The 16,323-nt window shown below is 43.6% G+C and carries 19 protein-coding genes and 1 pseudogene; 14 read left to right on the plus strand and 6 right to left on the minus strand.

Going from position 1 to position 16,323, the window contains the following annotated elements:
• Window positions 1-171: 171 nt before the first annotated feature.
• Window positions 172-588 (minus strand): annotated as a pseudogene (locus E2L07_RS21210) (alcohol dehydrogenase catalytic domain-containing protein); the annotation flags it as partial.
• A gap of 68 nt (window positions 589-656) precedes the next feature.
• Window positions 657-746: a stressosome-associated protein Prli42 gene (prli42, locus tag E2L07_RS20775; protein ID WP_010897632.1), complete on the minus strand. Its 90-nt coding sequence runs from the start codon at window positions 744-746 to the stop codon at window positions 657-659.
• Window positions 747-885: 139 nt separating this feature from the next.
• Between prli42 and mce the strand changes: the two genes are divergently transcribed.
• The 3 genes from mce to E2L07_RS08190 all read left to right on the plus strand — a co-directional run bounded on the left by mce (window position 886) and on the right by E2L07_RS08190 (window position 4,143).
• Window positions 886-1,302 (plus strand): methylmalonyl-CoA epimerase, encoded by a 417-nt coding sequence (gene mce / locus E2L07_RS08180; RefSeq protein WP_010897633.1) that lies wholly within the window; start codon window positions 886-888, stop codon window positions 1,300-1,302.
• 51 nt (window positions 1,303-1,353) lie between these two features.
• On the plus strand, window positions 1,354-2,472 hold the full coding sequence (locus E2L07_RS08185) for a M20/M25/M40 family metallo-hydrolase (protein ID WP_134229326.1): 1,119 nt from the start codon (window positions 1,354-1,356) through the stop codon (window positions 2,470-2,472).
• Between the two features lie 228 nt (window positions 2,473-2,700).
• The gene (locus tag E2L07_RS08190; protein ID WP_053431459.1) at window positions 2,701-4,143 is read left to right on the plus strand and encodes an NAD(P)/FAD-dependent oxidoreductase; all 1,443 of its coding nucleotides are present in this window, start codon (window positions 2,701-2,703) and stop codon (window positions 4,141-4,143) included.
• Here the strand turns inward: E2L07_RS08190 and E2L07_RS08195 are convergent.
• Window positions 4,140-4,346: a hypothetical protein gene (locus E2L07_RS08195; protein WP_010897636.1), complete on the minus strand. Its 207-nt coding sequence runs from the start codon at window positions 4,344-4,346 to the stop codon at window positions 4,140-4,142. The two genes, E2L07_RS08190 and E2L07_RS08195, sit on opposite strands and share 4 nt — an antisense overlap.
• A 190-nt stretch (window positions 4,347-4,536) precedes the next feature.
• Here E2L07_RS08195 and E2L07_RS08200 point away from each other — a divergent pair, with 190 nt between their 5' ends.
• The 6 genes from E2L07_RS08200 to E2L07_RS08225 all read left to right on the plus strand — a co-directional run bounded on the left by E2L07_RS08200 (window position 4,537) and on the right by E2L07_RS08225 (window position 10,895).
• Window positions 4,537-5,778 (plus strand): DNA polymerase IV, encoded by a 1,242-nt coding sequence (locus E2L07_RS08200; protein ID WP_134229327.1) that lies wholly within the window; start codon window positions 4,537-4,539, stop codon window positions 5,776-5,778.
• A 149-nt stretch (window positions 5,779-5,927) separates the two neighbouring features.
• Window positions 5,928-8,165, plus strand: a complete 2,238-nt coding sequence (locus E2L07_RS08205; RefSeq protein WP_134229328.1) for a coiled-coil domain-containing protein — start codon at window positions 5,928-5,930, stop codon at window positions 8,163-8,165.
• Complete coding sequence (locus tag E2L07_RS08210; RefSeq protein ID WP_010897640.1) at window positions 8,162-8,461, plus strand: EscU/YscU/HrcU family type III secretion system export apparatus switch protein; 300 nt, start codon at window positions 8,162-8,164, stop codon at window positions 8,459-8,461. Before E2L07_RS08205 ends, E2L07_RS08210 begins: the two co-directional genes overlap by 4 nt.
• A gap of 56 nt (window positions 8,462-8,517) precedes the next feature.
• On the plus strand, window positions 8,518-8,943 hold the full coding sequence (fliS, locus tag E2L07_RS08215; RefSeq protein WP_053431457.1) for a flagellar export chaperone FliS: 426 nt from the start codon (window positions 8,518-8,520) through the stop codon (window positions 8,941-8,943).
• Between the two features lie 24 nt (window positions 8,944-8,967).
• Window positions 8,968-10,362: a flagellin N-terminal helical domain-containing protein gene (locus tag E2L07_RS08220; protein ID WP_134229329.1), complete on the plus strand. Its 1,395-nt coding sequence runs from the start codon at window positions 8,968-8,970 to the stop codon at window positions 10,360-10,362.
• Window positions 10,363-10,457: 95 nt separating this feature from the next.
• Window positions 10,458-10,895, plus strand: coding sequence for a YaaR family protein (locus E2L07_RS08225; protein ID WP_010897643.1), 438 nt, complete (start codon window positions 10,458-10,460; stop codon window positions 10,893-10,895).
• A gap of 34 nt (window positions 10,896-10,929) precedes the next feature.
• Here E2L07_RS08225 and E2L07_RS08230 read toward each other — a convergent pair whose 3' ends face one another.
• Entirely contained in the window at window positions 10,930-11,532 is a 603-nt protein-coding gene (locus tag E2L07_RS08230) for a CPBP family intramembrane glutamic endopeptidase (RefSeq protein ID WP_134229330.1), read from the minus strand.
• Window positions 11,533-11,614: 82 nt separating this feature from the next.
• On the opposite strand from E2L07_RS08230, the gene E2L07_RS08235 reads away from it, so the two are divergent.
• The gene (locus E2L07_RS08235; protein ID WP_010897645.1) at window positions 11,615-12,049 is read left to right on the plus strand and encodes an SRPBCC family protein; all 435 of its coding nucleotides are present in this window, start codon (window positions 11,615-11,617) and stop codon (window positions 12,047-12,049) included.
• A gap of 35 nt (window positions 12,050-12,084) precedes the next feature.
• Here E2L07_RS08235 and namA read toward each other — a convergent pair whose 3' ends face one another.
• Window positions 12,085-13,101 carry an NADPH dehydrogenase NamA gene (namA, locus tag E2L07_RS08240; RefSeq protein WP_053431456.1) on the minus strand — a complete coding sequence of 339 codons (1,017 nt, stop codon included), beginning with the start codon at window positions 13,099-13,101 and terminating at the stop codon, window positions 12,085-12,087.
• A gap of 203 nt (window positions 13,102-13,304) precedes the next feature.
• Window positions 13,305-13,745, minus strand: coding sequence for a cyclic-di-AMP-binding protein CbpB (gene cbpB / locus E2L07_RS08245; protein WP_053431455.1), 441 nt, complete (start codon window positions 13,743-13,745; stop codon window positions 13,305-13,307).
• Between the two features lie 168 nt (window positions 13,746-13,913).
• Here cbpB and E2L07_RS08250 point away from each other — a divergent pair, with 168 nt between their 5' ends.
• The 4 genes from E2L07_RS08250 to E2L07_RS08265 all read left to right on the plus strand — a co-directional run bounded on the left by E2L07_RS08250 (window position 13,914) and on the right by E2L07_RS08265 (window position 16,307).
• Window positions 13,914-14,162, plus strand: a complete 249-nt coding sequence (locus E2L07_RS08250) for a hypothetical protein (protein ID WP_407901429.1) — start codon at window positions 13,914-13,916, stop codon at window positions 14,160-14,162.
• 186 nt (window positions 14,163-14,348) lie between these two features.
• The gene (locus E2L07_RS08255) at window positions 14,349-15,101 is read left to right on the plus strand and encodes a DUF4097 family beta strand repeat-containing protein (RefSeq protein ID WP_053431454.1); all 753 of its coding nucleotides are present in this window, start codon (window positions 14,349-14,351) and stop codon (window positions 15,099-15,101) included.
• 222 nt (window positions 15,102-15,323) lie between these two features.
• The gene (locus E2L07_RS08260; RefSeq protein WP_010897650.1) at window positions 15,324-15,470 is read left to right on the plus strand and encodes a YezD family protein; all 147 of its coding nucleotides are present in this window, start codon (window positions 15,324-15,326) and stop codon (window positions 15,468-15,470) included.
• Window positions 15,471-15,608: 138 nt separating this feature from the next.
• Complete coding sequence (locus tag E2L07_RS08265) at window positions 15,609-16,307, plus strand: phosphoadenylyl-sulfate reductase (RefSeq protein WP_053431453.1); 699 nt, start codon at window positions 15,609-15,611, stop codon at window positions 16,305-16,307.
• The last annotated feature ends 16 nt before the right edge of the window (window positions 16,308-16,323 follow it).

Consider the following 16,323-nt stretch of genomic DNA (forward strand, 5'->3'; position numbering starts at 1 on the left):
CTTTCCTAAAGCCGCCTAGTCAATTTTTAAAAAAATAATGGCAATAGGTTTCTTTGTCATGCACATTTTTGAAAATACAATGAAAATAATGAGTGTGCAGGCCATTCCAATCCAATTTCCAGTAATTTTGGTTCATTTCACCCGGAAAATTGTTATTTATTCCGAGACTCTATTTAACCATTCAGTGCAAAGCACCCAAGCGGTCACTGGATTTATGTATAGTTGTGCTGCCGTCCAATCAGCGATTGAATCTGGGACGGGGACGACCCAGCTAGCAGGTGCCGTGACATAGTCTTGCCAAGTCCCTTCCCCTCTTAATGGAAGCACACGTTTTCCGAGCTATGATTTGAGAATGGGATTTCCTACTTCTTCCACAATTCCGATCCCTTCATAGCCAGGGATGCCAGGCAGGGAGGTGCGATGAGCATAAGCACCTGTGATCGGAATTAAATCAGAAGGGTTGATCGGTCTTAGGATCGTACGTACGACCATTTCGTCACTTTTTGGGGCAATGGTGGATCGATTTTCTATCGTTAACACGTGAGCAGGATGGCCGAATCGATGATACATAACGGTCCGATTGTTCAATGCTAGCCTCCTTTAAAAGGGAGAGGGCGACTCCAACACCTTTCGAGTCACCCTCTTCTTATACTTACTTAAAAAATGGAAACGCCCATTAACAAGCTTCCAACGACAATTGTGATAATCATAATATAAATGATTAATTGTTGAAATTTTCGTGGCATCTTATACCCTCCTCAAGCACACTCTTCTTTATTGTATAAGGAAATGCTTTTTCGGACAAGGGAGCAATTGTAACTGATGGGAAGACCAATATTCGTCATGTCGGTCAATCCGTGGTAAAATGACGGTGAGGTGAGGAACATGGCTGAAAAATCAAACAAGCTCGATCATATTGGAATTGCCGTAACATCGATTAAGGATGTTCTTCCGTTTTATGTAGGAAGCCTTAAATTAAAGCTTTTAGGGATGGAAGACCTTCCATCTCAAGGTGTGAAAATCGCGTTTCTTGAAATTGGTGAATCGAAAATTGAGCTCCTTGAGCCATTATCGGAGGAGAGTCCAATCGCTAAATTTATTCAAAAGCGAGGGGAAGGGATCCACCACATTGCCATTGGGGTTAAATCGATTGAAGAGCGAATTCAAGAAGTGAAAGAGAACGGTGTGCAGATGATTAATGACGAGCCTGTTCCAGGTGCTAGGGGAGCTCAGGTTGCTTTTCTCCATCCAAGATCAGCGAGAGGGGTACTATACGAGTTTTGTGAGAAGAAAGAGCAATAAACTGAAAACGTAAAACGTGATAGACGATGTACGATCGCGATGGAGGTTATGATGGTTAACGAAAAACGAGTAGTCGAAACATTTTTAGAGCTAGTTCAAATTGATTCTGAAACGAAGCATGAAGAAAAAATTGCTCCTTTTTTAAAAGAAAAGTTTCAAGCGTTAGGGCTTGAAGTGGAAGAGGATGAAGCGGCTTCCACAACAGAGCATGCGGCAGGAAACTTAATTTGCACTCTCCCTGGTACGACAGATGGGGAGACGATCTATTTCACGTCCCACATGGATACGGTCGTTCCAGGTCAAAATGTAAAGCCGTCGATTGAAAATGGCTATATCGTGACAGATGGAACGACCATTTTAGGAGCTGATGATAAAGCAGGAATTGCTGCCATGATCGAAGCCATTCTCGTTTTAAAGGAACAGCAAATTCCCCACGGTCCGATTCAGTTTGTCATTACAGTCGGAGAGGAATCAGGATTAGTTGGGGCCAAAGCACTTGACCGCTCCAAACTGAAAGCGGCTTTCGGGTATGCCCTAGATAGTGATGGCCCTGTTGGTGACATTATCGTAGCTGCACCAACTCAAGCAAAAGTACGGGCAACTGTTTACGGTAAGACTGCACATGCAGGGGTCGCTCCTGAAAAAGGGATATCGGCGATCACAGTGGCGGCGAAGGCGATTTCGAAAATGCCCCTCGGACGGATCGATGACGAGACAACCGCCAATATTGGCCGGTTTGAGGGTGGATCACAAACGAATATCGTCTGCGACCGTGTCGATATTTTGGCTGAAGCTCGCTCCCTCGTCACTGAAAAGATGGAAGCACAAGTGAAGAAAATGAAACATGCATTTGAACAAACCGCCAAGGATATGGGGACAACAGCTGAGGTGAAAGTTGACATTATGTATCCAGGCTATAAGCTAGATGATGGCGACCTCGTCGTTGAAGTTGCCAAACGAGCATTAACGAATATTGGCCGTGAGCCAAGACTGCTGAAAAGCGGTGGAGGTAGTGATGCCAACATCATTTCCGGATTCGGAATTCCGACGGTAAACCTAGCCATTGGCTATGAGGAGATTCATACGACTAATGAAAAAATGCCGATTGTTGAACTGGTGAAAGCGGCGGAAGCGATCGTCTCGATTGCTAAAGAAGCTGTAAGCGTATAGCCATTAATAGAGAAGAACCGTACCTGATCCTAGGTGCGGTTTTTTTGTACGTTCATATAGAGTTGGCGATAGGTCGAATTTTAAAAGTTAAACTAAAATGAAACATTTAAAAACGAACATTGAAAACGGTTATTGATATTAATATTCGATTAATGTTGATATTTTGTGTTTTTTTTGTTAATATGAATAAGGTTTTTGAGCAAAAAGACAAACGTTGGAGGTTGAGTTATGAACAATGCATATGATGTCATTATTGTTGGAGCTGGTCCGGCAGGTATTTTTACTGCCTATGAATTGCTTGAAAAACAACCGACATTCAAATTGTTATTAATAGATAAAGGACATTCGATCTATCAACGGCGCTGTCCGATTAATGAAAAGAAAATTGAAAAATGTCCACCGCCAGCAGGACGAAAAGAGTTTGCTGGCTGTTTGCCTGCCTGTTCCATTACGGCTGGCTTTGGTGGAGCTGGTGCCTATTCAGACGGGAAGTTTAATATTACGACGGAGTTTGGTGGGTGGATGCAGGATTACCTCCCACCGTCCGAAGTTCTTGAGTTGATTCAATATGTAGACGCGGTTAATTTGAAATATGGGGCTCCCGATGAAATAACAGACCCTACGACTGAGGCGGTAAGGGGCATTGAAAAGCGAGCTATGGGGGCTGGACTTAAACTATTGAGAGCGCAAGTACGACACTTAGGAACAGAGAAAAACTTAGAAATTTTAAAAAATATTTATGAGTCGTTAGAAGGCAGACTAGAAGCACGTTTCCGTACCGAGGTGGAAGATCTACTAACAGAAAAGACGGAAAATGGCTTAAAGGTAAAAGGGGTACGTTTAAAGAAAAAAGGCGAAGAGTTATACGCTGATCAAGTCGTGATCGTACCAGGGCGTGACGGATCTGAATGGCTCGGAGGATTGTTGAAAAAGCGCGGATTAACGATGATCAACAACCAAGTGGATATTGGTGTAAGGGTGGAAACATCTGATGTGATTATGGAAGACATAAACCGCCATCTGTACGAAGCTAAATTTATTTACAACACATCAGTAGGAACGAAGGTACGAACCTTCTGTTCCAATCCATCAGGTCACGTCGTTGTAGAAAATCATAGCGGGGTCATGACTGCCAATGGACATGCTTATAAAGCGAAGGAGCTAGGAAGCCGGAATACGAATTTCGCCCTACTCGTCTCCCACACTTTTACAGAGCCGTTTGATCGCCCGATTCAATACGCCAAAGAAATTTCAGAGCGGGCAAACGATTTATCCAATGGTTCGGTCATCGTCCAAAAGTATGGTGACATTTTACGAGGCCGCCGCTCGACGGAGAAGCGAATTAAAGAAGGATTCATCGAGCCGACGTTAAAAGAAGCAGTTCCGGGAGATCTAGGTCTCGTTCTTCCCTATAATACGATGAAAAGCTTAATTGAAATGATGGAAGCACTTGACCATGTCACCCCTGGGATTGCCTCAGAGCATACGTTATTTTACGGAGTTGAGGCAAAATTTTATTCCGCTAGACCGCAAGTAACGAAAGAATTTGAAACGGAAATTGCCGGTCTTTATGCTGGTGGAGATGGCGCTGGAATTACGAGAGGATTAGCGCAGGCGGGAGCAAACGGAGTTCACATCGCCCGCGCCATCATTCGCAAACGAGCAAATTAATGAACAGGGAACGCGTTGGCGTGCATCGGATTTCCAAACTCCAGACATTCTAACACCTTTTCTTCAGAGTCACCGACCATCATCGCAATTTCTGCAATGGTCGGTGTTTTAATATACTTCTGCTTGTACCATTCATTAACGAGAATTACTTTTTTAAATAAGTTTGTGTATTCCTCATGAGGCATGAGTTGTCTTTTTCTCAACGCAGCCAACCTCCTTCATCTAGTAAATACCGATCCTTTCATTTAGTGTAACATACTTTTTCTAAAAAAATGATGAAAAAGGGCTGAAATTTATTGAAAATTCTGTTTTCTTGTCGAGTTATTTTTCAAGGGGAACGTTTTTTCGTATAATAAAGAAAAGCATTTTGTTTTCTGGAAGGAGGGAGGTCAAATGGGAAAGGGACGTGTGATCTTCCATGTGGATATGAATAGTTTTTATGCGTCTGTGGAAATGACGTACGACCCGTCGTTAAAAGGAAAAGCCATTGCTGTCGCAGGAAGTGTGAAGGATCGACGGGGAATCGTGGTCACGAGTAGCTATGAAGCAAGGGCGAAAGGTGTGCGATCGCCGATACCGGTTTGGCAGGCGCTCAGAAAATGTCCTGAATTGATCTTGATCCCTCCTAACTTTGATCGTTATCGATCTGCCTCGCAGAAGATCTTTTCTTTGCTTGAGGAGTATACGCCTTTGGTCGAAAAAGTATCGATAGATGAAGGGTATATGGATGTGACGACTACGATAAAAAAAGTTCATCCGCTTGAGCTTGCAAAGGAGATTCAGCAGCGAATCCTTGCTGAGATGGATCTTCCGTGCAGCATTGGGATCGCCCCAAATAAATTTTTAGCTAAAATGGCGAGCGATATGAAAAAGCCCCTTGGCATTACGGTTCTTAGAAAACGAGACATCGCTGAAAAACTATGGTCCCTTCCGATCGAAGAGATGTATGGGATTGGCAGACGATCAGTTGATACCTATAAAAAGTATCAGCTTCATACAATCGGTGATTTAGCGAAAGCAGATCCTGCATGGTTAGAGAAGAAATTTGGTATTAATGGGCCGAGGCTTCATTGCCGGGCCAATGGGATTGATGAACGACCTGTGGACCCAGAGGCTGTCTTTCATTTTAAAAGTGTGGGCAACTCGACAACTTTACCGGAGGACACGACAAATGAGGGACGGTTAACGGACGTGTTGCATCAGCTTTCCCACTCAGTCCATGTACGAATGAAACGAAAACATGTGTTTTGCTATGGTGTCCAGTTAACTATTCGCTACGATGACCGAAAGACGATTACACGAAGTAGGAAGCTTGAGCATCCGATTCAAGAAAAGGATGATATTTTTACCGTAGCTCTTTCCTTATGGAAGCAAGCATGGAATGGTCGACCTATCAGGCTTCTAGGAGTCACTGGGTACGATGTGATCGACAAAAAATATGCCTATGAGCCGCTGGACCTTTTTCGCTATGAAGAGCAGATTAAGCAGGCGACGCTAGCAGAAACCATTTCATCTATCCATAAACGGTATGGTAAACCGATTGTCGCCAAAGGAAAAGACTTGGATCTTTTTAAAGAGGTAGATGAAACAAAAAAAGGAACGAGCTTTGACCGAGATTTTTTTCAGCATGATTGATCGGGCTTTAAGGGAGGCCCGATCTTTTTTACTTCCAAAAACAAGACTTCCCCTATAGGCTAAGTTTTTTTGCGTTGTGACTATGTAAGATTGCAAGCCACTAACCGATAGTAGTAGTAGGGAAACAACAGAACGGAGCGTGAAAATGGATGCAGATTACAAGTCAGCTACAACCGGGACAACAGCCGTCACAAGAGCGTTCAACCTCACTGCGAGAAGGGGATATCCTTCGAGCGACGATTACAGAGCGACGGGGCGAGCATGAAGCAGTGCTTTCGGTTCGAGGGCGTGAAATAGTAGCAACGTTTAAGGAAGGGGTGCCTAAAGGAGAGCGGGTAACTGTTGAAGTAGCCAAAGCGGGAAAGGAACCGATAACGGTCCGATCGATTACCGAAGATAGTCGCGGCACCCAACGATCGGTGGAATCCCCTCCTTCATCCTCGGCAAGAACGGTTTTAGAACATTTAGGAGTGAAGCAGCCGTCAACTGAATTGGTACGGGCGGCGCAAATATTGTTGGACAAAGGAATCCAATTAACAGGAGATGGCGTACGTGAGCTCCAACGTTTTGTTGCGAGCGGGGATACGGATAAACGGTTAGAGACGATCCAAGCGTTAGCAAACAAACGTTTAGAGCTTACGGGTGCCCATCTGCGCTCAATCCATGAAGCTCTCCATGGACGACCGATAAATGATGTGATGCAAGAGCTAGTAAAAGAAGTGGATCGAACGTTTCACGTGGACGGACGTGAGAGAACGGTTGCTCAAGATGAGCGGAATGCCTCGGTTCAAGTCATGCGTGAGCGGATTGAGCAGTTGTTAAGGCAGCACACCTTGCCCGAAAATACAAAGACTCAATTAGTCAAAGTACTTGAGCAGCTTCCGAAAATGAACAATGATGCCCTTGCTCAAGTCGAGCGTGTCATCCAAGGGATTGAAGCGCGGATGGCTACCGGTGAGCGAGCGCCAAATCTTGGGGACGTCATTCAAACGATGCGCCAGCAACTTCAAACAGAGAGCGACTTTCTAAAAGCAATTGAACAGGTGCGAAATGACGTAATGACTCGATTAGGTGAAGGCCCTAGGTTGCAAATGGCAGTGGAGCAAGCCATTCAAGCAGCAGAGGCTCGGTTTGAACAAGGACGAGAGCTATCGGCAAGACAAATTGTTCACCAAGCGTTGGATCAACTGGAACAAGAAGCTGTTCCTAAGGAAAACGTCCCATCTACTGGCTTATACCAAGGGCAAGAGCAGTTCCAAACAGCTGTAGCTCTAAATAGTAAAGCGATTGCTGTCACGACTGTAACAGAAAAAATGGCTGATTTAACAGATCGTTTTAAAACATTTCAACGGGATATAAGCCGGCATTTAGTTGAGATCAATCGAATCATTGAACAAGTACGCTCACAAGCGAATCGTTCGGCTCAACCTTTGTTAGAAACGACGATCAAAAAGCTTGATCATGCGATTTTAAAAGGAGAATTCATGCTGTTTGCCGATATGAAAACAGAAAAGAGGCTCATGCAAGCAAGTGGGCAGTTAGCTGAGGCTAAGAAACTTCTAGCGAAAGGACAACATCATGAAGCGAACCGCATCGTCCAAGAAGTGAAGCAACTTGTTGATCGGCTACATTACAAGCCGTCCGAAACGAAAGTCATGCATTACACATCCCTGGCATCTCGTGATACGACCTTGCCACAACTATTTGCGGATACAGCAAGGCAAGTTGGACAGGACGCGTCGGCAAGAGGGATGTTTGAAGCGATTCGGGCTGTCGGATTTAATCGTGACAGTGAGTTGGCTCAGCAGTTTGCTTCTGGACGAGATCCAGGGCAACATAACAGTCAATCAAATATGAAAGCATTGCTTTTGCACATGCTTCGCTCGGAGGAAGAAGGCTCACGAACCTTTCAGCTCGCAAATCAAGCGTTGAACAATGTAACTGGGCAGCAGCTTTTGAGCAAGGCTGATCACCATACCAATATGCAAACATTGTTTATGAACTTACCATTTTTATTAGAGAAGCAAGTGGAGAATTTGCAAGTGTTTGTTCAATCACGGAACGAGGGACAGAAGGTTGATTGGGAAAATTGTAGCTTGTTCTTTTTAATTGAGACGAAAAAACTTGGAGAAATCGGCATACTTGTACAAGTCGTAGATCGTCAATTATCCGTTACGTTAAAAAATGACTTAGATGATTTTCCAGAGAAAATGGAGCCTCTCGTTGAAAAGACGAGTGAGCGAATAGAAGAGATTGGTTATCAAGTATCTGGGATTAAGTTTGCAAAAGCAACAGACGTTGAAGTGAAGCGGGACGAGGATGGCGAGCGTGCTCAACAACCTACACAGCCTATTTTTACGGAGAAAGGGTTTGATTTTAAAATATGATCATTTCTAGGCACATGAACCAAATCCAACGGCGTCATACAAGTGGCCGGACAGCAGCGGTAATTCAGTATGATGAAACGTCGGGTGATGCTCCGAAATTGGTGGCCCACGGAAAAGGACAAATCGCAGAACAAATTATTGACATGGCTAAACGGAACAACATTCACATGCAAGAAGATCCGCTGCTCGTTGAAAACTTGCTTGACATGGATTTAGGGGATAACATCCCACCACAGCTTTACTCGGTTATGGCCGAAATTTTATTGCTTATCGAAGAAATGGAAAAGAACTATTAAACTCTGCTTTAATCACGTCGATAAATAAAATAGAATCATCCGCTGGAGGTGTCCATGTGTCGCAACTGTTAACCAATGAAGCACTCCATCAAAAAAGTCCTGAGGAAATCACGGCGCTTCTTTATGAAGCGTGTTTGGATAAGATGGAAGCTACTGTTTGCGCGATAGAGGAAAAAGACTACATAAGGGCCAATGAGTCGATCCAACGAGCAATCGACATCTTGCACCGCTTAGGCGCAGGATTAAATTATGAGGCTGGAATCATTGCTGATCAGCTCGACCAATTGTACAACTACCTTGTAGACCTTCTCGTGGAGGCGAACTATCAAAAGGATGTAGTCAAGGTAAACGAAGGAATCAAGCTGCTAACACTGGTTATGTCTGCTTGGACGAAAGCGATGAAAACAAGGCAAGATCGCCAATCGAAGTCGGTGAAACAAAAGGCGACAATGTACGAAAATGCAGTGATGCATGAATCATAAATAAAGGGTAAAGGGAGACGACCAATGAAAATTAACAATAACATTCAAGCGTTAAATGCGTATCGTAATTTGTACCAAAACCAATTTCTAACATCAAAAAACTTAGAAAAATTATCATCAGGTCTTCGCATTAATCGTGCAGCAGATGATGCGGCAGGCCTAGCGATTTCAGAAAAAATGCGCTCGCAAATTCGCGGGTTAAAAATGGCAGAACGCAATGCAATGGACGGCATTTCCCTCATGCAAACCTCTGAAGGTGCGATGCAGGAAGTGCACGCCATGCTACAACGGATGCGCGAGCTTGCGGTTCAGGCGGCGAATGACACAAATACAGAATATGATCGGGAGCAAATTCAAAAAGAGATCGACCAGTTAAAATTGGAAATTGACAGCATTTCTGAGAAAACGGAATTTAACACGCGCAAGTTGTTGAACGGCTTTAGTGCTGTACTCACTACATTTGATGCAGGGGCAAACGAAGTGAATCTCGAAGGATTCCCGCGGGTGACGGATGCTAATTTGAAATCGGGAGAATATCGTTTAATTGTGGAAAACGTCTCCTACTCTTCAAGTGTGACTCAGCCGTCTGCTGGTTTAAAGGACGGGGATATCTCATTTGCTGATGCGATCGGTTCAGTGGATGAGGAAAATAAAATGAAGCTTGGAGAATACTCCATTCTTGTTCGTGAAGTGGTGCCAAACGGTGATGCGAAAATCGAAATTTTAGACCCAGACGGCTTATCGGTAGGGACAAAGGTAGTTGGAATTGGCACGAATGGAACAACGAATGAAACCGTAGCGGGCATTCAAATCGATACAACGAAAATTTCGACTTCTGGTACTGTGAAGATCAAGCTTGAAGTTAAGGCTGATCTCACGCTGCAAAGATCAACCGACGGCACATTTGAGCCAATTCAAGCTTCACGCACCTTAACATCAAACAATGGAATGTTCCGTCATGGTGGTGTGGAGTACAATTTCTACAACAACATCGAAGCAGGGAACTTAGAATTTACGATCACAAATAACGCTCTATCGTTTCAAATTGGGCCAAACACAAATCAAAATGTGATGATTGATATTCCGAAAATGGATGTCGTTACACTTGGAATCGAAGAAGTTAGCGTATTGACTAACGCAGATGCGAACAAGGCGATCTTCCAAATCGATCAAGCCATCAATAAATTATCAGACGCTAGAGCAAAACTAGGAGCTGTGCAAAACCGTTTGGAGCATACAGTGAACAACTTGCAGGTGACACACGAGAACTTAACGGCTTCAGAATCTCGAATCCGCGATGCAGATATGGCTCTCTTGATGACGGAATTTACTCGAAACAACATCCTTAATCAATCAGCAACCGCCATGTTGGCGCAAGCGAATCAGCTTCCACAAGGGGTGCTACAATTGCTTCAATAATGTTTGGGCGAGAGGGACTTTGTTCCTTTCGCTTTTTCTTCTATTAAATATGCTACAATAGTCGTAAGATAAGCTCGAAGGACGGAGGAAGAACGATGGATGTACAACGGGTAGGAAAAGCCGGATTACACCGGGTGGATTCGAAAAAACAACAGACAGCAGCAGGCGTGTCATTTTCTGAAGTGATGGGCAAACAGCGAGATGAGAAGGCATATGAACGACTACAAGCGTTGATGTCCAAAATTGATGATCAAGGGAAGCTATTGTCGGAAACTCGTACGATAGAAGAATTGCGAAAATATAAAGAGCTTGTGAAAGAGTTTGTTGGAGATGCGGTAGAGCTCGGATTGCGGTTAGAAGAAAGACGGGGATTTAATCGCCGAGGGCGTACGAAAATCTATAAAATTGTGAAAGAAGTAGATCGAAAACTATTAGACTTAACGGACGCTGTATTAGCAAAAGAAAAAAAAGGTCTCGATATCCTCAACATGGTCGGAGAAATTAAAGGATTGCTCATAAACATATACGCTTAATACAAACGCCCGGGACAATATCGTCATGGGCGTTTTACATAAGAGGGAGCCAAATGAGTAATAAAGCATCAAAGAGTAGGTGAGAGAGGAGCGGTGGCCAAATCGATTTCGTGCGAACAAACAGCCATCCCCAAACAAGGCCGGCCAAAAAAGCAGCAAGTACGAGCAGGAGGCTACTAGAAGCAGCATGGACTATTCCATAGAGCAATGCCCCAAAGATAATCGCTCGTCCTTCAGACATTTGGTTATGAAGAGTTCCTACTACATACCCACGCCAAAAAAGCTCCTCTCCAGGAATGATGAAAACAAAAAGGACGAAATAATGCCACCATTCGGTAGGACGAATCATGTCATAAAGCGTTTCAAGGGAAGCGAGGAGTGGAATCCCTGTCAATGTGATCAGCCACTTGCCAAAGGCGAAAAGCCCGTACAGGAAGAGGCCACTAAGAAGGGCAAAACCACAAATGGTCAAAGGCGGCTTCCGCTTAATGGGGATGCGACTAAAAAAGATGGCGATAGCCGAAAGAATGACGAGAGATATTGGGAATACAATACAAAAATCGAGTGGCTGCCATGAAAAGCTAGTCCATAATAGAAGCATCGCAAAAAATAGAATCCATCCGAATTTGACCGACACAACATCCACCTCATCCTTATGTACAGTAAGCTACCTTAGCTTTACGCTTTATTTACTATAAGCAAAAAATGGGAGGAGTGCAATGGGAAAAGGAACATTTGTTTATCGAACGACGATCACTTCTCCGCACGAGGAAGTGTGGGCTTTCTTTTCATCCCCTACTAATTTACAAACTTTGACGAAGATCCCAAAGGTCGTGCTAGACTCAACGTCGGAGACAACACAAGGGAGCGAAATTGAGATGAAGCTCTTTGTCCTCGGAATCCCCTTTCAATGGAAGGCCTATATTGAAGCTTACAATCCGCCTTTTTCCTTTACAGATGTAGCGATCAAGATGCCATTTCCGATCGTCTATTGGAGGCATACTCATCGTTTTACAACGGAAGGAGAGAGAACGGTGATGATCGATGAAATCCAATACGAGATTAAGATGGCGAACAAGCTTGTAATCTTCTTCTTAAGACGGATGTTTCGTGCTCGTGAATCTGCTCTCCATCGCTATTTTCAGTCTATGTAACACACCCCTCTTTTTTCCTTGAGGGGTGTGTCTCGTTAAAGCCATGCTCGGTCATATTGGCTCGGTCCGCTAATCGTCGTTCCTAGTTCAAGCGCCGCCTCTCTTGGCCAGTAGGGATTCCGTAATAATTCACGGGCCACAAAGATTAAATCAGCTCGTTCGTTTTGTAAAATTTCCTCAGCCTGAATCCCAGATGTGATGAGACCAACCGCTCCAGTCGCAATATTTGCTTCATGACGAATCGCTTCTGCTAGAGGCACTTGGTAGCCAGGATATACAGGAATAGGTGCTGGGACGACCGCACCTGAACTGCAGTCGATTAAGTCAATTCCTTGTTTTTTCATCCATTTCGCTAATGTGATAAAGTCGGAGAGTTCGTTTCCCCCTTCAGCATATTCTGCTGCAGAAATGCGAACGAATAGTGGACCATCCCAAACGGTTTGAATTTCGCTGATGATTTCTCGTAATAAACGGTAACGGTTTTCAAGGCTCCCGCCATAAGCATCGGTTCGTTTATTGGTAAGTGGTGATAAAAATTCATTGATTAAGTAGCCATGTGCCCCATGAATTTCAATGATATCAAACCCGGCCTTCTTTGCCCGAAGCGCTCCTAGTTTAAACGCTTCGATGGTTTCGGAGATTTGCTCTTCTGTCATCGCATCAGGGGTCTTCATCTTGTCATATGGGATCGCAGAAGGAGCAATAATCGGCCCGTCTAGCTCCGCTTTTCGACCAGCATGGGCTAGTTGGATCGCCGCCTTAGCTCCATGAGCATGAATGCGCTCCACTGTTTCTGTTAAGCCCGAAATGTGATCGTCACTCCAAATGCCGAGGTCATAAGGGGAAATTCGTCCTTGAGGTGTAACGGCCGTTGCCTCTACTATAATAAGGCCTACCTGACCGGCAGCGCGAGACTCGTAATGACTGATATGAAATGGACGTATTTTTCCATCTTTCTGATCACTGGAATACATGCACATTGGTGACATGACGATTCGATTTTTTAACGTCACGCCTTTCACAACATATGATGAAAATAACTTATGTTCCATAAAATCCACTCCTTCGCTTTTACGATTAATGGTAAACGTAAAACCGGTTTTATCGTACCACTTTTAAGTAAATACAGGCGACTATTTTGCTTATGAAGGAAGTCTTTGGATAAGCAGAGGCTTAAATGAATTTTATAGTAACGTTAAACCAACAAAAAACACATCGCAAACAAAAGCGATGTGTTTCCTTACCCATGTTATGTTTATTTTGGCTGTTGCAATTGGCGATTGATAAAGGAAAGGATCGTGCTTCTTGTAAGGATACCTAAAAATGAGCCGTCGTCATCAAGAATGCATATAAACGGGTGCGCGATGGAGACTTTTAAGGCGCGAGAAAAGGAAGCCTTATGATGAATCGTTGGAATCTCAGGGTTCATGACGTCTTTCACAACGAGGTGTGCTAGCCGCTCCATTTCAATCCGTTCAACGCCGAGTAATGCGTCAAGAATGAGTGACTTGCTAATGACTCCGTGTAATTTCGAATGTTCATCTAATACTGGAATGGCCGTATACCCAGATTTAATTAAAACGAGGAGCGCGTGTTCTAAAGGATTGGACAAGTGAACATGGGCTACTTTATCGAATGGGATAACAAGTTCCTTTAAGTCATTATCCATAATGTTTTGCTTAATGAGATTTTGCATAAAGAATCACTTCTTCTCAATAATATTTTTTTGAACATGTTGGTCACGACCCTACTACTTCATTTTCATACTATCGGTCGGTCAAACTCTTTGTCAAGGAACAGAGTGTATGGATTGAGGCAAATTTGGAAATGACTTATAAGAAAACACAATGGAAGTTGAAAGGTGATGGGTGTGCATACGAAACAGACTGTAAAGTATCGATGTGAACGATATCCTTCTGGGAACGAATATTACTACAAACAAGAGATAATCACTCACGATACATGGGAAAACATTGAGTCTTTGCAATGGTCTACACCAAGACCGATTACCCGTAAAACCTTTTTGGCGAAAAAACAACAAGGATATAAAATCGAATATGTGGACATCCAAAAGCCACCGGCAGAACTGATTCCGTTTACTAGAGACGAATGAAAAGGCAGGGTCCTCTGCCTTTTTTTATTTTTAGCTCCTTTAAAGGATAAGAAAAAACGAGCGCTTCCGTTAGTAAGACTTGGTCGTGAGCTAGTTTTTCTAACTTGTTGCTAAGGAGAGGATTTGATAAGGTTAGGTAGGAGAGGATGTTTGTGACGAACGCAAACAGAAAAAAAGGAGAACGATATGAAAAGGGTAGGTTGTTTAGTCGTTTTTTTACTTATGATGACTGGTTGTAACTTAGTCACCGTAGAGGAAGGTGAGATATTGTCTGTGGACGCGCAAGGAGCGGGTTCCTTTACCCTTGATTTAGCGGAAGGAAACGTTACGATCCGTGGAGATGACGAAACGGAATCAATTGAGGTAGATGTGTCTTATGCAGTCACAGGGGAATCAGAGGAGGAAGCAAATGCCTTTCGCGAAGCCTTCACATCGGCCATCCTTCAGCGGGAGGGAGATGTTGTCTCGTTAAACACAAAGATTCTTGGCCCTGATCAAGCGGAAGAAGGACGTATTCATTTAATGATTACGGTTCCTTCCGATTTAAGTATCGAATTAAAGCAAGCGGAAGGAGAGCTATTGATCGAAAATGCAACCAATGATCTCCACATCAATCAAGGAGCTGGTCCGATTCATTTGCGTCAAATTCGAGGAGAGATCCACATAACCGACGGCGCAGGTAGGATTAATATCGCAGAAGTTGATGGGCCTATTACGGTGCATGCGAAAACCGGTGATGTGACAATGAAAACAATAACTGGTGATGTTGCCGTTATTGCGGGCTCCAGTGCGATCACGATAGAAGAGGTCAATGGCTCTGTTGAGGTCCGTGGTGGGCAAGGGAAAATGACCATCGATAGTATAGCAGGTAATGTGACGTTAACCGGTGATGGAGAGCGGAACCTTTCCAATATTGAAGGGGAGCTTATAGAGCAATAATGGAGGTGAACCACACTATTAAAAAGGTGTGGTTTTTTAATTTGCTTCGCTAACACGTCTTCTGTTTTTTTGACGAGCCCGATTATGCCGCGGAGACAAAATTCACATTGACATTTTTAGCTAAGATCGATAGAATACTATTAAACTAATAAATCATATAAAATTACATGGAATTAAAACCCTCCTTTAACGATTGATTATGGATGAAGGGAGGACATTTCATTGACACAGCCAGTAAACAAAGAATTAGAGCCTGTCTTTGACAAAGTGAAAGACCTATTGGAAGGATTAAAGTATGGATCTGTGACAATTGTCGTACAGAATGGAAAAGTGATTCAAATTGAAAAAAATGAAAAAGTCCGATTGTAGCATGAGCGCTGACTAGACAAACTAGAGGCGACACAAAATTGGTGAATAGGCCAGCTTTGTGTCTTTTTTTACACCAATGCTGTCCCGATTTAGGCTGAAATAGTGAATCGAAAATCTACATATCAACAAGGAGGGATAATGGTGGACCAATCAATCCAAGTGAATATAAACGAAGTCAATCAAGCCTTGGAGCGTAAAGATAGCCTCGATGTGATTAAGTGGGCGTACAAAACATATGGAGATAAGCTCGTGTACGCCTGTAGCATGGGGGCGGAAGGAATGGTTCTAATCGATCTTATTAGTAAAGTGAGGCCGGACGCTCCAGTCATTTTTCTCGATACAGATTTTCATTTTTCAGAAACATATGAATTGATTGAACGGGTCAAGGAGCGGTACCCGAAGCTTCAGCTGAAGTTAGTGAAGCCGGAACTTACACCTGAGGAGCAAGCAGAAACATACGGTGATCGCCTGTGGGAACGTCAACCAGACCTTTGCTGTAAGTTGCGGAAGCTCGTCCCGTTGGAGAAGGAACTTGCCCAATACGACGCATGGATGTCAGGGCTGCGCCGAGATCAATCACCGACTCGAAAAAATACTCAATTTGTGAATGAGGATCGCCGCTTTGGTTCAACGAAAATTTGTCCTTTAATCCATTGGACCAGTGAGGAAATTTGGATGTATATCGAGCTTCATCAATTACCGTATAATGACCTTCATGATAAGCAGTATCCAAGTATCGGCTGCGAGTATTGCACGCGTCCTGTAAAAGAAGGAGAAGATGAACGAGCAGGCCGCTGGTCCAACACATCAAAAACAGAGTGTGGATTGCACCAGTAATTTCTAAAAATAAAGA

This window comes from Halalkalibacterium halodurans, from assembly GCF_004376175.1.
Taxonomy (GTDB): Bacteria; Bacillota; Bacilli; order Bacillales; family Bacillaceae_D; genus Halalkalibacterium; species Halalkalibacterium halodurans.